Here is a 15,422-nt window from a genome sequence, read left to right as displayed (position 1 = left end):
TAGCTCTCTATAACCTGAGTATCCTAGCATTGTTCCCAGTATTATTACTACTAATACTATCCATAAAGGGTGTCTTTTTCCTTTATCTTTCCGAAAGTCCTTGACTTGTTTTAGTTTTTCTATTAAGCTCAACATATATTTAAAAAGTTGGCGGTCACTTCTCATTTTACCTGATAGCGATCGCTTTTACTTTTGATATTCTGATGGGAGAATGAAACGGCCCTACCCCAACGGGGGGTTTGGGGGGTTCTACCCCCCAAAAGCTTGGATTGAGTGATAAAATCGAAAGTAACGCCCAATTTTAAAAGAGAGTTTCCCCTTAAAAATCCCAACTTAGTAGATTGACAAAAATGAGATGCACCCACAGAAATAGTAAAACATCGGGGTTAAATTGTGGCAGTCAGGAAAAGATCCACTATACTGTTAGACTTAAACAGGTCATAACCCAATGACCATCGAGCTATAATCATGTCACCGCCACAAAGATCATTTTATGCTTTCTGAGCTGGAACCGAGCGACACCCTCACCACTACCACTGTCAATATGGGCGATCAAACTACCGATATCAAGCCAATTTTAGCCTTAAAAGAGTTGGTTGCTAGTTTATATCGCGAACAAAACAAAGTTCAAAATCTCTTGAGTTCCCTCGGTTTTGCCCTGCGGAGTTTCAATAATTTAAACCAATTCCTCGATCTTACCCCCTTGATGGCCGCACGAGTGGCAGATGCGGAGGGGGGGGCGTTGATTTTGAGCAAAAATAACGGTCAAGTGGCCCTCGATCAACTGCATTGCCAAGATAATCAAATTAATGGGGAACTACGCCGACAATTAGAGGCAATTATCCGACAATTAAACCAAGAGGCGGCACTTGAAAATAAAAATAGTCGATCGCTTCTCGATAGTCTCGATCATCAGATCCGGCAAACTCTCGGACAGGGTACGCAGATTTATAGTACACCTGTTTTAGTAAAAAATAGTGAACGGGGACGTTTATACGTTTTCAGTCGCGATCCCAATTATGGTTGGACACCCACCCGTCGTAAACTTTTGCAGCTAGTGGCCGATCAAACGGCGGTGGCTATAGCTAATAATGAATTAACGATCGAATTACGGGCCAAGGAACGTCAGGATCGAGAGTTAGAAATCGCTTCCGAAATCCAAAATCGTCTTTTACCCCGGCAATGTCCGAAAATTCAGGGGGTAGAATTGGCAGCCCACTGCAAAACAGCCAATCGCGTTGGTGGCGATTATTATGATTTTATCCCCTGCAACTACGATCAATTTAAACCAGCAACGGAGGCGGAAAGGGAAGCTAGTACCGCTCCTTGGAGTATAGTCATCGGTGATGTTATGGGTAAAGGTGTCCCGGCAGGATTATTGATGACCATGACCCGGGGAATGTTGCGAGCGGAAGTGTTAAATCGTCACTCCCCGGCCCAGATTTTGCGTCATCTCAATCGGGTTATGTATGCCGATCTCGATAATTCTCATCGTTTCGTGACATTATTTTATTCCGAGTATGATCCCCTGACGCGCCGTCTTGGCTACAGTAATGCTGCCCATTATCCCACCCTCTGGTGGCGGGCTAAACGGGGAGAGTTAGAGTCTCTCGACACGGAAGGGACATTAGTTGGTTTAGAGGCCGATTCTATCTATGATGATGCCCAAGTGCAATTAGAAGTGGGAGATACGCTGATTTATTATACCGATGGCTTTACCGATGCAGTCAACTCGAAAGGGGAAAGATTTGATCAGAAAAATTGGCTATCGGCAGTTAAAGAAGCCTGTCAACAGTACACCGATCCCGAACAGATTCTAGAATATTTATTTGGAAAAGTGGCCGCTTTTACTGGGTTGGGAAATGACAGTAGTGACGATATGACTTTAGTAGTTATGCGAGTGAAATCGGAGGAATAAATCATCAATTAGCTCAATTCTCCTCTTGCCAAGGAGCAAATAAAGGCAATAAAGCTAACCCAGGTAAAGCGGCAATTACCGTGATTAAAAAGAACCACTGCCAACCGATCGCCTCGGCTACAACTCCGGCGGGAGCCACCAAAATATCGCGACTAAAGGCCATTAAACTTGATAAGAGGGCGTACTGAGTAGCGGTAAAACGAGCATTACAAAGACTCATTAAAAAAGCCACAAAAGCGGCAGTGACTAAGCCACCACAGAAGTTTTCAATATTAATAGCTAAGACCATAAAAGGATAATTTTGCCCTAAATTTGCTAAAATAAAATAGACTAAATTACTAATAGCTTGCAAGCCGCCAAAAATCCAGAGCGATCGATTAATTCCCCAACGACTTAACAGGGAACCACCTAATAAAACTCCCACCATAGTTGCTATCATGCCCATGCCGCCTTGGATCGCCCCGATAGCGGTTTGACTGAAACCAGTTTTTAAGAGAAAAGGAGTCACCATATTATTAACTAAAGCATCCCCTAAACGATAGAGAACAATAAAGGCGAGAATGCTGATTCCTTGACCTAATTGATAGCGTTGAAAAAACTCTTGGAAAGGCAACCAAACCGCCTCTAAAAGGCTTTGAGGAGTATCATTCCTAGGGGGAGTAGCTGGGGCGAAAAAAGACCAAATAATCGTTAAAGCCATCAATCCAGCTAGGAAAAGATAGACAAGGGGCCAGGGAAATTGATCGGCTAAAATTAAAGCGATCGAACCGGTTAAAATTAAAGCCAAACGATAACCTAAAACCCCGATCGCCACCCCAGCCCCCATCTCCCATTTTTCTAAAATATCTGTGCGATAGGCATCGTAGGCAATATCTTGAGTGGCACTAAAAAAAGCGATCAGTAAAGCATTAATTGCCAATAATTCCAAAGATTGTTTTGGTTGTTGAAAAGCCATGCAACCAATCGCTAAAGTTAAACAAATTTGAGCGATTAAAATCCAACCGCGACGACGACCAAGAAAAGGAGGAATATAGCGATCAAGTAAGGGAGACCAAAGAAATTTGAGAGAGTAGGGGAGGGTAACTAAACTAAATAAACCGATCGATTTCAGATCAACTCCTTCGGTGGTCATCCAAGCTTGCAGGGTGCGACTGGTGAGAAATAAGGGCAATCCGGAAGCAAAACCTAAGAATAACAAAGCCGCCATTTTTTGACTGCGGAACACTTGCAAATAAGCGGAAATTTCTTTGATCATAGAGAGGATAGGAGGATAGATTAGATTAAAGAATATAGTTAATTGACCCAAAAAGAAAGAGATTAGTTCTGACCGGCATCATTCCATCTTAACCATGGCCCGGCGATCAAAAAAAATTCCCGAAAAATAGCGGTCTTTCCCCCAGCGGGGGCTATAGGCAGTAGAATAGATGAGATTTTGATTCAGTAGTCTTGAAAAATTGCGGTCTTCTCCCTAAGATAGATGCTTGATTCCCCCAACTAAATCCCACCCCTATTTACCCTTCCCAGATAAGGACCGCCATCCCCATCTTCCCTCCCGACTCCTGTGATTAAAGTGGACTCCTGTTTTATCTCATACCTATTGTCTCATCCCTCCGACTCGGAAGCGACCGGTGACACTGCCGCCATTACCGTCGAGGTGCGTTTGGCCCAAAGCCAAGATCTCAAAAGCTTGGCGGAGATTCTCGCCGATAGTTTTCTCCCCACGGCCAATTATTGGTCTTTTCTGCGTCCTATCTTTAAATTAGGCATTTACGAGGACTTACGGGGACGATTGCGCGGTGATACCCCTTACTATCACTGTCTGGTAGTCAGTCAAACCAGCGTCACTGCTACGGGTTCTCAGGAAATTATTGTCGCTACGGCGGAAATCAGCTTAAAATCCAGTTCTTTTTTGGCTGTTCCCATTCCTTATATTTCTAATTTAGCCGTTAGTCCCGATCGCCGGCGTGCCGGTCTGGCCCGGAGATTGCTGCTCAAGTGTGAACAGATCGCTAGAGAATGGGGTTTTGAAGAACTTTCCCTCCATGTTCTCGATAATAACCTAGCGGCCCGGTCACTGTACTTAAGTAGCGGTTATCGTCTGCAAAAAACCGACGGTTGGTTGGTCAATTGGTTATTTAATCGACCACAAAAGTTATTTCTGCACAAAAAAATCAGCCATTGAGGAGATGGGAGGCGGTCGGCGGTCGGCGGTCGGCAGCTTTTATTTATTCATCCTCCCACTTGCCACTTGCCACTTCCCACTTCCCCACTTCCCCACACCCCACCAGCAAACCCTAGTATAGATATTTCTGCAAAATTGCGATGCAGAACAACGATAAGGAAAAATTCTGCTATATTATCTGCTAACTCTCTAAAAAACCCAATTAGTTTAATAATCTTTTCCGGGTATCTGAGAAAACAAATAGTTGATCTCTTTAAATATGGTTTTAGGGAGATAATTAGTGACTGTGTGAGGCAATTTGTGGTTAATAAGACAAAATCAAGGCTTAAAAGCGGAAAATCAAGCAAATTAGCAGCTAGACCTGTGAAAAAGCGGCGATTGTCCAGTAAATGGTTCCTGACAGCCCTAGGCTTAACCGGCTGCGCCCTAGTTTCCGCTACGGCGGGGGCTATGTTGGCTGTGTCTCTCTCCTCCACACCTTTGCGACAAGCTGCCCTTAGTCCCGAAGAAGCCGCCGCTTTTAACAATCAGCAGGCCATATCCTATGAAAATCTGCAACTTCCCGCCCTCAACCGCCCCGTTAATATTCTGGTAGTCGGCGCGAAAGTGTTGACATCCGATGTCAAGGAGGCACAAACCCCAGATTTGGGTTATCATGCCCCAGTTAATTCCTTGGAGGGTTTAACCGATACCATGCTGTTACTGCGTTTTGACCCCCAAAGACAGAAGTTAACCATGCTTTCCATCCCCCGGGATACCCGCACCGATATCGAGGGTTACGGGGAGAAAAAAATCAATCAAGCTAACGCCCTTGGGGGACCTGCTTTAACGGCGGAAACGGTTAGTCATCTTTTAGAGGGAGTCGCTATCGATCGCTATGTTCGCATTAATGTGCAGGGTGTGGAAAAATTAATTGATGCTTTGGGGGGGGTGACGGTATATGTTCCCAAAGACATGAAGTACCAAGATTTTAGTCAACACCTCTACATTGACCTGAAAAAAGGGGAACAACACCTCAACGGCGAGAAATTCCTCCAGTTTGCCCGTTTTCGTTACGATGCTAAAGGTGATATCGGTCGTATCCAACGACAACAGCAATTAATGCGGTCTTTAGTGGAACAAACCCTAAAACCAGCAACTTTATTGAAAATTCCCGATATTATCGAGGTTATCCGCACCCATATAGATACTAATCTCAGTTTAGAGGAGTTACTCGCCCTAGCCGGTTTTGCCTCCAAAACTCAACGCGCTGATGTGCAAATGCTACTGCTACCCGGAGACTTTAATGGTGATGGTCGGCAAGGGATCAGTTATTGGTTGCCCAATCAAAGTAAAATTCAAGAGCTAGTGGCTCAACATTTTAACCACGGCTCTTTTATGGCTGACATTGAGGAAACCACGCAACCGACTCGCATAGCTGTGGAAGATAGCATCGATAATCCAGAAGCGGTGCAAACTCTAGTCAGATATCTGCACTCATTGGGTTATGAAAATGTTTTTGTCTCTAAGTCTTCATCGCCAATTCTAGAAACTACCAGAATTATTGCTCAAAAAGGGGATGATTCCCTGGCTGCTGCCCTGCATAATAGCCTTGGTGTCGGGGAAGTTTTGGTGGAAAGTACAGGGAATCTCGCTTCTGATGTGACGATTAAAATTGGTCAAGATTGGCAAGAAAAATCAGCTAATCTTTCTGATCTATCCCCTGGCAACTAAGAGAAAAATCAAGTTTATCTGAGTTAGGAGTTACCCATTGACAAAAAACTCATCCATTATCAGTTATCATTGATTAATGATTGGTCACTGATTACTGATTACTTTTTACTCTCCCATGATTCCTTTTTTTGAGAAACTAAAAACTCCTTTAACTAAGCAAAAAATCTCGGTTCTGCAAATTAATTTGGGGAAAAAATGTAACCTTGCTTGTAGCCATTGTCATGTGGAAGCTAGTCCAGTTCGCTCCGAAGAAATGACTCCAGAAGTATGCGAACAAATTATCGAACTGATCGAAAGATTTCCCCAAATCAAAACCGTCGATCTGACCGGTGGCGCTCCCGAAATGCTCTACGGTTTTAAACCAATTGTGGAAATCTCTAGAAAAGCGGGAAAAGAGGTAATTGTGCGCTCGAATTTAACTATTTATTTCGAGAAAGGATTTACTGATATTCCTGAATATTGCGCTGGCCATCAGCTGCGGGTGGTGGCTTCTTTACCCTGTTATCTTGCCGATAATGTGGATAAAATGCGCGGTCTGGGAGTCTATGATCGATCGATTGCTGCTTTACAATGGTTAAACCGTCTCGGTTACGCTCAAGAGCCGAATTTGATGGTCGATTTAGTCTATAATCCCCAGATTCCTAAGTCAGAGAATTTTTCTCTTACACCGGATCAGGTATCCCTAACACGGGATTACAAAAAGTTCTTGCAAGAACATTTTAATATTTCTTTTAACAATCTGTTTACTATCACTAACTTACCCGTCGGAAGAACCCGTTTCCATCTGGAACACCGGCAACTCTATCAACCCTATCTTCAATTCCTCGAAGACCATTTTAATGGCGATACTGTCGAACATTTGATGTGTCGTAATCAGCTTTCGATCGATTATTTGGGTAATATCTATGACTGCGATTTTAATCAGATGGAGGCTCTGGCTGCTTGCACCAGTCAAGGCCGAAAATTAACCCTGCTAGATTTATTACAAGCGGGTAGTTTAGATGTAATTGCAGAGGTACAAACCGCTTCCTATTGCTACGGTTGCACTGCCGGCAGCGGTTCCAGTTGTGGGGGAGCTTTGACTTCAAACTGAACAAGTGTACTGGAAATAGTCAAAAGTTTGGCCGATGATTAGGGACCAGAAAAAACCGCCGATTCGATATCTTGGCGACTAAGGGAGTATTTAAAAGCGCGATTGATGTCACTGCCGTCATTGGCTGCCCGAAGGTAACGAACGGTGATTTCTTCGATATCGAGGCAGATTTCCGCTTTCCATGTCGGTTTTTCCACAGTCCAACAGTGGACATTCTCGGTATTTTTCCGACAACCTAACTTAACTAGCCATGCTTCGATCGCCGGTAAGGGATGATTATAGAGGGGAGTATCAGCAGTGGGAATCTTCATCGCATCTAAATCAAAAATAATTGGGCTACAGTGACAGCATTCTCTCCTCGAAGCATAGCAATAATCACCGCCAGTAACAAGCAGCCGAGCAGGGTGAGTGCCAAGATAAACAAAGCAAAAATCTCTCCCGAAGATAGGGGGCGATCAGTCGGATCGAGATAGGCGCTACGATTAGCTATGGGTTCATCGCTATCGGGGATGGTTTGGATGACATTCCAGCGCGAGTAACCTATCTGTAAATCATACAGGGAACGGCGATCGGGATTACTCAGGGTGGCATAAGCTTCGTTAAGACGCTGGAATTTAACCGTTGCCACTTCGGGGCTGAGTTCGGTAGTATCGGGGTGGTATCGTTTACTCAGTTCCCGATAGGCTCGTCGCACTTCGATCACCGAGGCACTCGGATGTAGTCCTAGAATGGCATAATAGGTATTGGCAAAGCGCGAGTTAGCGGCAATGACTCGCGAGGTGGTTTGGGAATTATCGCGCTCGAAGGTCACAAGATTTTTTACACTAAAAATTGTCTTAATATTTTAACCCTGTTGATCATGAAATCTCGTTATCGGCTGCGTCTTCGGATCTGTCTTGTCTTTCTCATTGTTGCTCTGACGAGTTGGTCTCCTTGGCTAACCCCTAGCGCCTATGCGGGGATCGATGATGATCGCCTCGATGGTAATATTTTTGTGGTCTATGCGGGTAATGGTTCCCTCGTACCACCGCGTTTAAATTTAGCGGAAACTTTTCAACGGAAAATTCCGGCTATTATTGTCTATTATCTGGATGATAGTAGTGATTGTAAGCGATTTGCGGCGATTGTCTCCCGTTTTCAAGAGTTTTACGGTCGCGCCGCCAGTATTATCCCCGTTACTGTCGATTCTATCCCCTTAAAGTCTTCCTATCGTCCCGATGAACCAGGTTACTATTATCGCGATGGGATTCCCCAAACGGTGGTTTTAGACCAACAGGGTAAAGTGGTTTATGATGGTTTGGGCAATGTTAAATATGAAGATGTGGATGATGTCTTAAGAAAGGTTTTTGATCTTCTGCCTCGATCAGAATCGGTAGAGTTAAAAAGACGCTCTTTTAACGAGTTTAACGCTGAATTGCGCTAGTTACCCCTTTTTTATCCTCAATTGAACCAAAAATAATCATTTAGAGATGCTGTCAGCAGCGTCTCTATCTTGTTTTTAGGAAAAATAAAATTATTTACCTATTGCTTTTATTATCATTTAAGATTTATTTTAACCAATAAATGCTAGGCAATTGAGATTTTATCTGGAGTAACATCTGAAAAATTTTAGCAATAGTGCCAGACTGGAAAAAGTTTGCTAACCTAATTATACTGAGAACAATAATCATTCTTATAGGTGTGAGAGACAGCAATGAAAATCAAGCAAAATTTCCTAACAGCAGCGATATTACTGGGTTTTTCTAGTCCGGTACTGGCTAATAGTCTCGAAAACCTCTCTAGTAACCCCATGGCACAGGTAACAAGTGTCAATCAATTGCGGGATGTTTCTCCCACCGCCTGGGCGTTTGAGGCCTTAAGAAGTCTCGTGGAGAGGTATGGTTGTATAGTAGGTTATCCTGACCGCACTTTTCGCGGTGAACGCGCTTTAACTCGTTGGGAATTTGCCGCCGGGTTGAATGCCTGCTTAAATACCCTAGAAAGATTGATTCAGGAAGGAGTAGCGGTATTAAAAGAAGATCTAGACAGAATTAAGCGATTAGTCAGCGAATTCGAGACAGAATTAGCAGCCCTAGGGGCAAGGGTTGATAACTTAGAAAATCGAGTCGCTTTTCTGGAAAATAATCAATTTTCCACCACTACTAAATTAACCGGGGAAGTGGTGATGGCATTATATGGGGTAGCCACAGGAGAAAAAAACGGTGGTGAAGGGATTCCCCAAGTGCCAGCTTTTGGTTATCGGGCCCGTTTAGAATTAAATACTAGCTTTACAGGCAAAGATTTACTCTATACCCGTCTAGCAACGGGAAATATTGCCGATTTAGCCGATACCACCGGAACTTTTGAAAGTACCTTAGCTTTTACCCAACCGGACGGCAACGATTTACTGCTAGAAGTTTTAAACTACAGTTTCCCCCTAACGGACAATATCCAACTCTGGTTAGAAGCGACGGGAGGTGCTAAAGATGACTTTACCAATACCCTCAACTTTTTGGATGGAGATGGTGCTAGTGGGGCGCTTTCCGCTTTTGGTACCCGCAATCCCCTTTATTTTGCTCCCGGACAAACTGGACTCGGTTTACAGGGTAATTATGGGGCTTTGCAATTCAGCGCCGGTTATCTTGCTGGGGATGCTAACGATCCTAACCCGGGAGCGGGTTTATTTAACGGTTCCTATACCGCCCTAGGGCAGGTTGGTTATGTTCCAAACGATAATTTTGGCATTGCTTTATCCTACTTTCATGGTTATAACCAATTAGACACGGGGACGGGAAGTCAGCGCTCGAATTTCCGATTTTTCACCGAAGAACTATTCGGGGAGGCTGTCCCGACTATTAATAATAGTTTGGGTTTACAATTCACTTGGCGAATTGTCGATGGTTTTGTCCTCGGTGGTTGGGGTGGTTACACAAAAGCTGTCACCCTTAGCACCTTAGATGGACAACTAGAACGCGGGGATTTAGATATCTGGAATTGGGCGGTAACTTTGGCTTTTCCTGATTTATTTAAGGAAGGAAATACGGCGGGTATTATTGTTGGTATGCAGCCTTGGGTATCTAGTTCTAGTATTAGATTAAATGATGGTAGTGGCACTAATGATCCCGATACTTCCTTTCATATCGAAGGATTTTATGAGTGGAAAATCACCGATAATATTGCCCTTACTCCGGGGGTAATCGTGATTACTTCTCCTAACTCAAATAACAACAATTCCACCTTAGTTATCGGCACTATCCGCACGACTTTTACTTTCTGATTTGTCTAGGCAGCCGGTCAGAAATAAAGACAAAGTATGACGGGATTTGACATCATTTCTCGACGGCTGGCTGCTGTTCCAGCGTTTCCCACTCTAAACTAACTAAATGAAGGGGCATTTATGGTATTTTTATACCATTTCTCTAAATGAAAACTACACATCTAATTTAAGTCACCCTTTTTAAGGGGGATTTAGGGGGATTAAACTTCTGTAGTCAGACTTTGGAGAATTGGTATTAGAGACAATTTAGCCTACTTTTGTGGTTTCTTTTTCGGTGGATTTAGAGGGTTTTAGTTTATGCTTGAGGGTTGCACCCACAAAGCTATAATATTGATGGCAGGTTCAAGGACACACCAGATGAAACGAGACGAGGTACTGGCAATTCTAGCGGCACACCGAAAACAGTTACAAACACTGGGGGTAAAATCTTTGTCTTTATTTGGTTCAGTGGCAAGGGATGAAGCTCATAGTGATAGTGACGTGGATTTTTTAGTAGAATTTAATCAAGAAGGTGGTTTTTTTCAACTTCTGCAAGTACAGTATTATTTAGAAGATATTCTGGGATGTTCTGTGGATTTAGGAACTCAGGATACCTTAAGGGAACATTTACGAGAACCTGTGTTGGAGGATGTTATCAATGCCTTCTAGAGATTGGCGAATTTTCCTTCAAGACATTTTAGAATCTATCACTGCAATTGAACAACGTACAAAGGGAATGACGTTTGAGGAATTTGCTAAAAATCAAACAACTGTCAAAGCGGTTCTCTATGATTTTATAATTATTGGAGAAGCAACTAGAAATGTACCAAAGGAAATTCAGTCTCGCTATCCTCTTATTTCTTGGCGTTTGATGGGAGGAATGAGAAATGTGGCAACTCACGAATATTTTCAAGTTAATTTAAGTAGAGTTTGGGCAACAATTCAAGAAGATTTATCGACTTTAGTGCCACAACTACAAGAAGTGTTAGAAAGGGAAACAGAGGCTGAATAGTTGTTTAATAAGCGAAAGTAAAAAAATAAACCCCCTCAAGATTGAATGAAGGGGCATTTATGGTATTTTAGAGGCAATTTAGCCTACTTTTGTGGTTTCTTTTTCAGTGGATTTAGAGGGTTTTAGTTTATGCTTGATGGTTGAAGCTGCACCGAGAGTGCCGAGGGCGAGGAGGCTGAGGGTTGAGGTGGGTTCGGGGACTGGCTTCAAGATTGATGGTTCTCCAGCTACTGAAAAACCAGAGATACTTGATGTAACACCTGTGAGGGCATTGGATAGAACAGATGCACCTGTGGTCAGATCGACGGCATACAGCATATTATCATTGCCAAAAGCAGTGTTAGGGCAGCCGATATAGGTAGTGCCGCTGGCAGGGTCTCTTCCTAAAGCAGCAATTACCCCGCAATTAGTACCAGTTGCACCGATAGTCGTGAACAGCCCACTGGCTATATTTACCGTCCCCAACACATCTGGAGCTCCGTCCCTAAGTGCTAATCCATAAAGCGTACCATCAAAAAATTGTAGGCCAGAAACGTCGCGTCCCGCAGCATCAAAGCTTCCTACTAAGGTAGCTGCCGCAGTTCCCTTATTGACGATATATAGATTGTCACCACTACCATTAGCAACATACATATCACCGCTAACAGGATCAATAGTCATGTCACCTTCCTGCAAGTTGAACCCAAGCAGTCCTACCAGAGTAGAAGATCCAGTCGTAGGATTAAGTGTCCAAAGACGGCTGTTCGGTTCTTCACTGATGGCGTAAATAGTACTATCGACGTCTACAACTAAGCCAATCATACGAATCTGTCCGGTCGGGCCGATTAAAGTAGCTGTCCCGGTGTTAGTGTCAATTGAATACAAGTTGCTATTAAAATTCGACCAATCTGTACCGAGAAGAGATGCCTTAGCATCTTTTGCTGAAACTAGCAACAGCAGTGGGGTTAGCGCACTGTAAGCTAGTAGCCGTTTGATTGCTTTCATACTCGAAATTCCCCCAATAGACGTGGATCGTGAGAACAGTGGGTTGAGTCAAGCGACAGCCTAACCCAACAGCAAAGGCGAATAGCAAAACAGTACACATCCCCCCCACAACTGTATCAAAAGCTACAATTTAATAAATCTTTATATTTCTCTCCCTAGCTTAGCGATCGAGATTTTGGGGTTTTTGGGGAGTTCAAGAGCTTGAAATTGTACAATAAGGTTGTACAAGTCTTCCCTAAAAATCATGTTAAGCAAAGAAACCACCTACTCTCAGGCGAGAATGAATTTAGCCAGTCTCTTAGATCAGGTGTGTGACGAATCTCAAATTATTGTCATTAAGCGTCGCAATCAGAAAAATGTGGCGTTAATTGCTGAAGATGAACTTTCCAGTTTATTAGAGTGTGTTTATTTACTGCGCTCGCGTAGCGCACGCTTTGCGTGACCGCCAGAAAATGCCCAACGCTTATTTCGCTCTTTAGCATGGACCCAGACAGAAGATGCAACTCCTCAAACATTAGCTGAATTGAAAGAGGAGCTAGGAATTGAGTCCTAAAAGAGAAAATAAGCCAGATAAACCTCAAAACAATCCTAAATAGTACCTGGTACAGCATAACCTAATCCTGTCATTTCTTCATAAACAGCTACTGGAATAATAATTGTTCCATAAATATCATGGAGCAAGCTAAGATAGCCGATAGCAGCTAAACTGGTAATAGGAGAGGTGTTACTAACAACAATCACAGATCACCTAAAGTTTTTAAGGTTTCTAATTCTTGTTGCCAATCTACACTATCATAATTTACGCAAATATTCCTCTTGGCGATTTCTTGACGAAATTCAATTAAAGATAAGTTGGCAAAATCAGCTGCTTTTGCGCTACTGATATGATAATCTCTAAACATAATGATTGCCAGTTCTAGTCGCAACAGTTGCTCGTTTTTTCCTGTTGCTTGTATAATTTCGTTGGGAATCACAATAGTCATTGAATTTTACGATATTAAACTGAGAGCCATTATTGTATCACAAAAACTACTTACGAGCAATTAATTAATAAAAATTAATGATTGGAAACACGAGCAAAAAAACAAAACCCCCTCAAGATTGAATGAAGGGGCATTGATGGTATTTTTAGAGGCAATTTAGCCTACTTTTGTGGTTTCTTTTTCAGTGGATTGACAGGGTTTTAGTTGGCGATTGAGGGTTGAAGCTGCGCCTACAATACCAATCGCAAGTAAGCCAGCTATATTTCCAGATTCAGGAACGGAAACAGCAGGAGCAGTCAGAATAGGATCGATGGTTGGATCAACAAAACCTCCTGATATAGCATTTCCAAAACCTGCCAACTGAAGTGAACTAAATCTTCCTAAAAATTCCACAGTACCAGTGGAATTTTCATAAATACGAAAGCTTCCTAACTCTGGTCTATTAGGAAAATATAATATATCAGCAGCTTGTTCAGGAGTTGCGACAACAAACACTCCATCGACCCGAAAAATATTGGGGGTTATATCTAATCTGATCTGTTCAGTCAAAATCTGATCAAAATTAAATGGAGTGGTGGTGGACGAACTACTAGAAACTGCTAGTTCTGAGGTGTGACCACCAAAAAAACCACTTCCATTTTTATAGCTAAGTGTTCCTAAGACAAAAGTTTGTCCAACTTGAACATTCTCAAAAGATGTTCCATCGAATTTAAAAAAGTTGGGAGCGGAATCGGGAAGACTAAAATCAAGTTGATTAGTACCAATTCCATTGACATCTGTATAGGGAAAAGGACTGGCGAAGCTATTAAAAACACCGTTCGTCACTCCAGAACCTACGGTTTGGCTATTTGCTGGTAAATTGCTCCAAGCAAGAAAAGAAGGGAGCAGAAATAAAAGCTGCTTAAAAATGGTCTGCTTGATACTGGAGTTTAGACTAGACTGTACCGTTTGATGTCGGGGGAAGCACATTAAAATTTGTCTTAGCCTGTCAGAAAGCTAAGAATAGTCAGAAATATGATCAATTCTTGTTTTAAGCTACCTCTTTTGTCTCTTTTTTCTGTCGAGTAACTGTCTTTTTCACCGTCGGATAACGAGTTTTTTTGTGACGTTTTTTTCCCTTCTCCCAACCTGGAGACTTTCCTCTGGGTTTTGGCGGTTTGGCGGGTGTGCCTATCTCGACCAAAAGTCCCAAAAAGCTTTGTGCCACTCTTCCAGGGGTTAATTTCTCCACAGGTAAAGGCTTTTGCCAAGGTAAGGGATTATCTTCTATAATCTCACGAAGCTCACCATAATTGCCATGTCATAATAGGGATTAAATCACTCCACCTTTGACCCTTCTCAGTGGTTCCTAGTTTAGGTAAAGTCCAGTGTAATCTTTGCTTCATAAAACGATTCCAACGATTCCAATGCTCAAGGAGAAAGCGTCTTAAATACAATTTCCACAGGTCGATTGAGCATATTTCTTCTTCTCCTATCCAAGCCAACCACATTGGTGTAGTAGACCTTTGAGAGAGTTTTTTCCCCTGAGGTTGAACCAAGATTATAGACATGGGATAATCAGCCGATTGTTCAAAATGAAAACGATTCCATCTCGAAATTTTTACGACCCCCCAAGTTGGGTCATCAATCTCAATAATTTCCACTGGAATTGCCCAAGTTTCTGGGTCAGATAATTTCATTTTTTCACCATGTTTTTCCGGTCTCCTATTTCCTTGATATTGGGGAGGTTCTGCATAAATACAGCGATTAGGGCGTAGCCGAATTAGTTTATCTGCATTAATGTTTGCTGTTTCTTTAACAAAGGGAGCGCATCCGTACTCACTATCCCAGAGCGTTATTGGTCTTTGTTGAAGATGTCTGCATACTTGTTTGAGTTGTAAAACCGCTCTAGAAATTGGGGTTTCATGGGAAGAAATTCGCTCATGACGTAAGGGTAATGCCCAACTGCCTTCACCTTCTGGTATCCAAGCTAAGGTACTATAACCATGTCCCAAAGTAATCGGTTTTCCTGAGATTACTTTAGCTCCATGTTCATAAGTTCTATCCTTTAACGTTGGGAGCATCTCACTTATGCAATGAGTATTAATACTTATAGCAGTCAAAAACTAGAAAATCTTCAACTTGATCACAAAGAGAAATGAGATTATAATAGTTATAACTCACAATTCAGAATAGCTCTCGATGGGAGGAATAATTCAATGTTATCAGAAAATGAAAAAAGAATTAAAGAGTTATGTCAAGAGTTAGGGCAATGTCTCTAGGAGCAATCCCAAATTAAGAAATTTAATAACTTGGGAGAGAT

At 42.5% G+C, this 15,422-nt stretch carries 15 protein-coding genes and 3 pseudogenes; 9 read left to right on the top strand and 9 right to left on the bottom strand.

From position 1 onward, the window contains the following. A partial coding sequence (locus IM485_RS18180) for a transposase family protein (protein WP_287744807.1) occupies positions 1 to 135 on the bottom strand: 135 nt, incomplete at its 3' end. Between the two features lie 358 nt (positions 136 to 493). On the opposite strand from IM485_RS18180, the gene IM485_RS18175 reads away from it, so the two are divergent. Then, positions 494 to 1,918 (top strand): PP2C family protein-serine/threonine phosphatase, encoded by a 1,425-nt coding sequence (locus tag IM485_RS18175; protein WP_104398357.1) that lies wholly within the window; start codon positions 494 to 496, stop codon positions 1,916 to 1,918. Between the two features lie 13 nt (positions 1,919 to 1,931). Here IM485_RS18175 and IM485_RS18170 read toward each other — a convergent pair whose 3' ends face one another. Then, positions 1,932 to 3,173, bottom strand: coding sequence for an AmpG family muropeptide MFS transporter (locus tag IM485_RS18170; RefSeq protein ID WP_104398367.1), 1,242 nt, complete (start codon positions 3,171 to 3,173; stop codon positions 1,932 to 1,934). A 306-nt stretch (positions 3,174 to 3,479) separates the two neighbouring features. On the opposite strand from IM485_RS18170, the gene IM485_RS18165 reads away from it, so the two are divergent. The 3 genes from IM485_RS18165 (at position 3,480) to arsS (ending at position 6,906) form a co-directional block, all read left to right on the top strand. Beyond that, a complete protein-coding gene (locus IM485_RS18165; protein WP_287744801.1) occupies positions 3,480 to 4,100 on the top strand; it encodes a GNAT family N-acetyltransferase in 621 nt (206 codons plus the stop codon). Between the two features lie 300 nt (positions 4,101 to 4,400). Next, positions 4,401 to 5,813, top strand: a complete 1,413-nt coding sequence (locus IM485_RS18160; protein ID WP_287744799.1) for an LCP family protein — start codon at positions 4,401 to 4,403, stop codon at positions 5,811 to 5,813. 115 nt (positions 5,814 to 5,928) lie between these two features. Then, entirely contained in the window at positions 5,929 to 6,906 is a 978-nt protein-coding gene (gene arsS, locus IM485_RS18155) for an arsenosugar biosynthesis radical SAM (seleno)protein ArsS (protein WP_104398354.1), read from the top strand. Between the two features lie 38 nt (positions 6,907 to 6,944). Here the strand turns inward: arsS and IM485_RS18150 are convergent, their stop codons facing one another. Beyond that, the gene (locus IM485_RS18150; protein WP_052275248.1) at positions 6,945 to 7,217 is read right to left on the bottom strand and encodes a DUF3143 domain-containing protein; all 273 of its coding nucleotides are present in this window, start codon (positions 7,215 to 7,217) and stop codon (positions 6,945 to 6,947) included. A gap of 5 nt (positions 7,218 to 7,222) precedes the next feature. Further along, entirely contained in the window at positions 7,223 to 7,717 is a 495-nt protein-coding gene (locus IM485_RS18145; protein ID WP_002763788.1) for a J domain-containing protein, read from the bottom strand. A 48-nt stretch (positions 7,718 to 7,765) separates the two neighbouring features. Between IM485_RS18145 and IM485_RS18140 the strand changes: the two genes are divergently transcribed. The 4 genes from IM485_RS18140 to IM485_RS18125 all read left to right on the top strand — a co-directional run bounded on the left by IM485_RS18140 (position 7,766) and on the right by IM485_RS18125 (position 11,153). Further along, positions 7,766 to 8,329, top strand: coding sequence for a thylakoid membrane photosystem I accumulation factor (locus tag IM485_RS18140; RefSeq protein ID WP_287744796.1), 564 nt, complete (start codon positions 7,766 to 7,768; stop codon positions 8,327 to 8,329). A 270-nt stretch (positions 8,330 to 8,599) separates the two neighbouring features. Then, a complete protein-coding gene (locus IM485_RS18135; RefSeq protein ID WP_104398353.1) occupies positions 8,600 to 10,162 on the top strand; it encodes an iron uptake porin in 1,563 nt (520 codons plus the stop codon). A 357-nt stretch (positions 10,163 to 10,519) separates the two neighbouring features. After that, on the top strand, positions 10,520 to 10,810 hold the full coding sequence (locus tag IM485_RS18130) for a nucleotidyltransferase family protein (protein ID WP_104398352.1): 291 nt from the start codon (positions 10,520 to 10,522) through the stop codon (positions 10,808 to 10,810). Continuing rightward, complete coding sequence (locus IM485_RS18125; protein WP_104398351.1) at positions 10,800 to 11,153, top strand: HepT-like ribonuclease domain-containing protein; 354 nt, start codon at positions 10,800 to 10,802, stop codon at positions 11,151 to 11,153. The genes IM485_RS18130 and IM485_RS18125 overlap by 11 nt, the downstream gene beginning before the upstream one ends. A 78-nt stretch (positions 11,154 to 11,231) precedes the next feature. Here the strand turns inward: IM485_RS18125 and IM485_RS18120 are convergent, their stop codons facing one another. Continuing rightward, a complete protein-coding gene (locus tag IM485_RS18120; RefSeq protein ID WP_238142121.1) occupies positions 11,232 to 12,137 on the bottom strand; it encodes an NHL repeat-containing protein in 906 nt (301 codons plus the stop codon). Positions 12,138 to 12,381: 244 nt separating this feature from the next. On the opposite strand from IM485_RS18120, the pseudogene IM485_RS18115 reads away from it, so the two are divergent. Then, positions 12,382 to 12,690: pseudogene (locus tag IM485_RS18115) on the top strand (type II toxin-antitoxin system Phd/YefM family antitoxin). 38 nt (positions 12,691 to 12,728) lie between these two features. On the opposite strand, the pseudogene IM485_RS18110 reads toward IM485_RS18115, so the two are convergent. From IM485_RS18110 to IM485_RS18095, 4 genes and pseudogenes are all read right to left on the bottom strand, one after another. Beyond that, a pseudogene (locus IM485_RS18110) lies at positions 12,729 to 12,878 on the bottom strand (PIN domain-containing protein); the annotation flags it as partial. Next, positions 12,875 to 13,120 (bottom strand): UPF0175 family protein, encoded by a 246-nt coding sequence (locus IM485_RS18105; protein WP_012264092.1) that lies wholly within the window; start codon positions 13,118 to 13,120, stop codon positions 12,875 to 12,877. The pseudogene IM485_RS18110 and the gene IM485_RS18105, both read right to left, overlap by 4 nt. Positions 13,121 to 13,276: 156 nt before the next feature. Continuing rightward, positions 13,277 to 13,945 carry a choice-of-anchor K domain-containing protein gene (locus IM485_RS18100; protein WP_464472954.1) on the bottom strand — a complete coding sequence of 223 codons (669 nt, stop codon included), beginning with the start codon at positions 13,943 to 13,945 and terminating at the stop codon, positions 13,277 to 13,279. Between the two features lie 205 nt (positions 13,946 to 14,150). Beyond that, positions 14,151 to 15,177 (bottom strand): annotated as a pseudogene (locus IM485_RS18095) (transposase); the annotation flags it as partial. Between the last annotated feature and the right edge of the window lie 245 nt (positions 15,178 to 15,422).

It is taken from the genome of Microcystis sp. M169S2 (genome assembly GCF_020245865.1).
In the GTDB taxonomy this organism is placed as follows: domain Bacteria; phylum Cyanobacteriota; class Cyanobacteriia; order Cyanobacteriales; family Microcystaceae; genus Microcystis; species Microcystis ichthyoblabe_A.
The sequence above is the reverse complement of the archived record's forward strand: the minus strand, read 5'-3'. Positions and strand labels throughout refer to the sequence as shown.

Excerpts from the sequence above, each read along its gene's own strand:
- IM485_RS18135 (WP_104398353.1), top strand. The coding sequence starts at position 8,600 with ATGAAAATCAAGCAAAATTTCCTAACAGCAGCGATATTACTGGGTTTT.
- arsS (WP_104398354.1), top strand. The coding sequence starts at position 5,929 with ATGATTCCTTTTTTTGAGAAACTAAAAACTCCTTTAACTAAGCAAAAA.
- IM485_RS18120 (WP_238142121.1), bottom strand. The coding sequence starts at position 12,137 with ATGAAAGCAATCAAACGGCTACTAGCTTACAGTGCGCTAACCCCACTG.
- IM485_RS18170 (WP_104398367.1), bottom strand. The coding sequence starts at position 3,173 with ATGATCAAAGAAATTTCCGCTTATTTGCAAGTGTTCCGCAGTCAAAAA.
- IM485_RS18130 (WP_104398352.1), top strand. The coding sequence starts at position 10,520 with ATGAAACGAGACGAGGTACTGGCAATTCTAGCGGCACACCGAAAACAG.
- IM485_RS18125 (WP_104398351.1), top strand. The coding sequence starts at position 10,800 with ATGCCTTCTAGAGATTGGCGAATTTTCCTTCAAGACATTTTAGAATCT.
- IM485_RS18175 (WP_104398357.1), top strand. The coding sequence starts at position 494 with ATGCTTTCTGAGCTGGAACCGAGCGACACCCTCACCACTACCACTGTC.
- IM485_RS18150 (WP_052275248.1), bottom strand. The coding sequence starts at position 7,217 with ATGAAGATTCCCACTGCTGATACTCCCCTCTATAATCATCCCTTACCG.
- IM485_RS18105 (WP_012264092.1), bottom strand. The coding sequence starts at position 13,120 with ATGACTATTGTGATTCCCAACGAAATTATACAAGCAACAGGAAAAAAC.
- IM485_RS18140 (WP_287744796.1), top strand. The coding sequence starts at position 7,766 with ATGAAATCTCGTTATCGGCTGCGTCTTCGGATCTGTCTTGTCTTTCTC.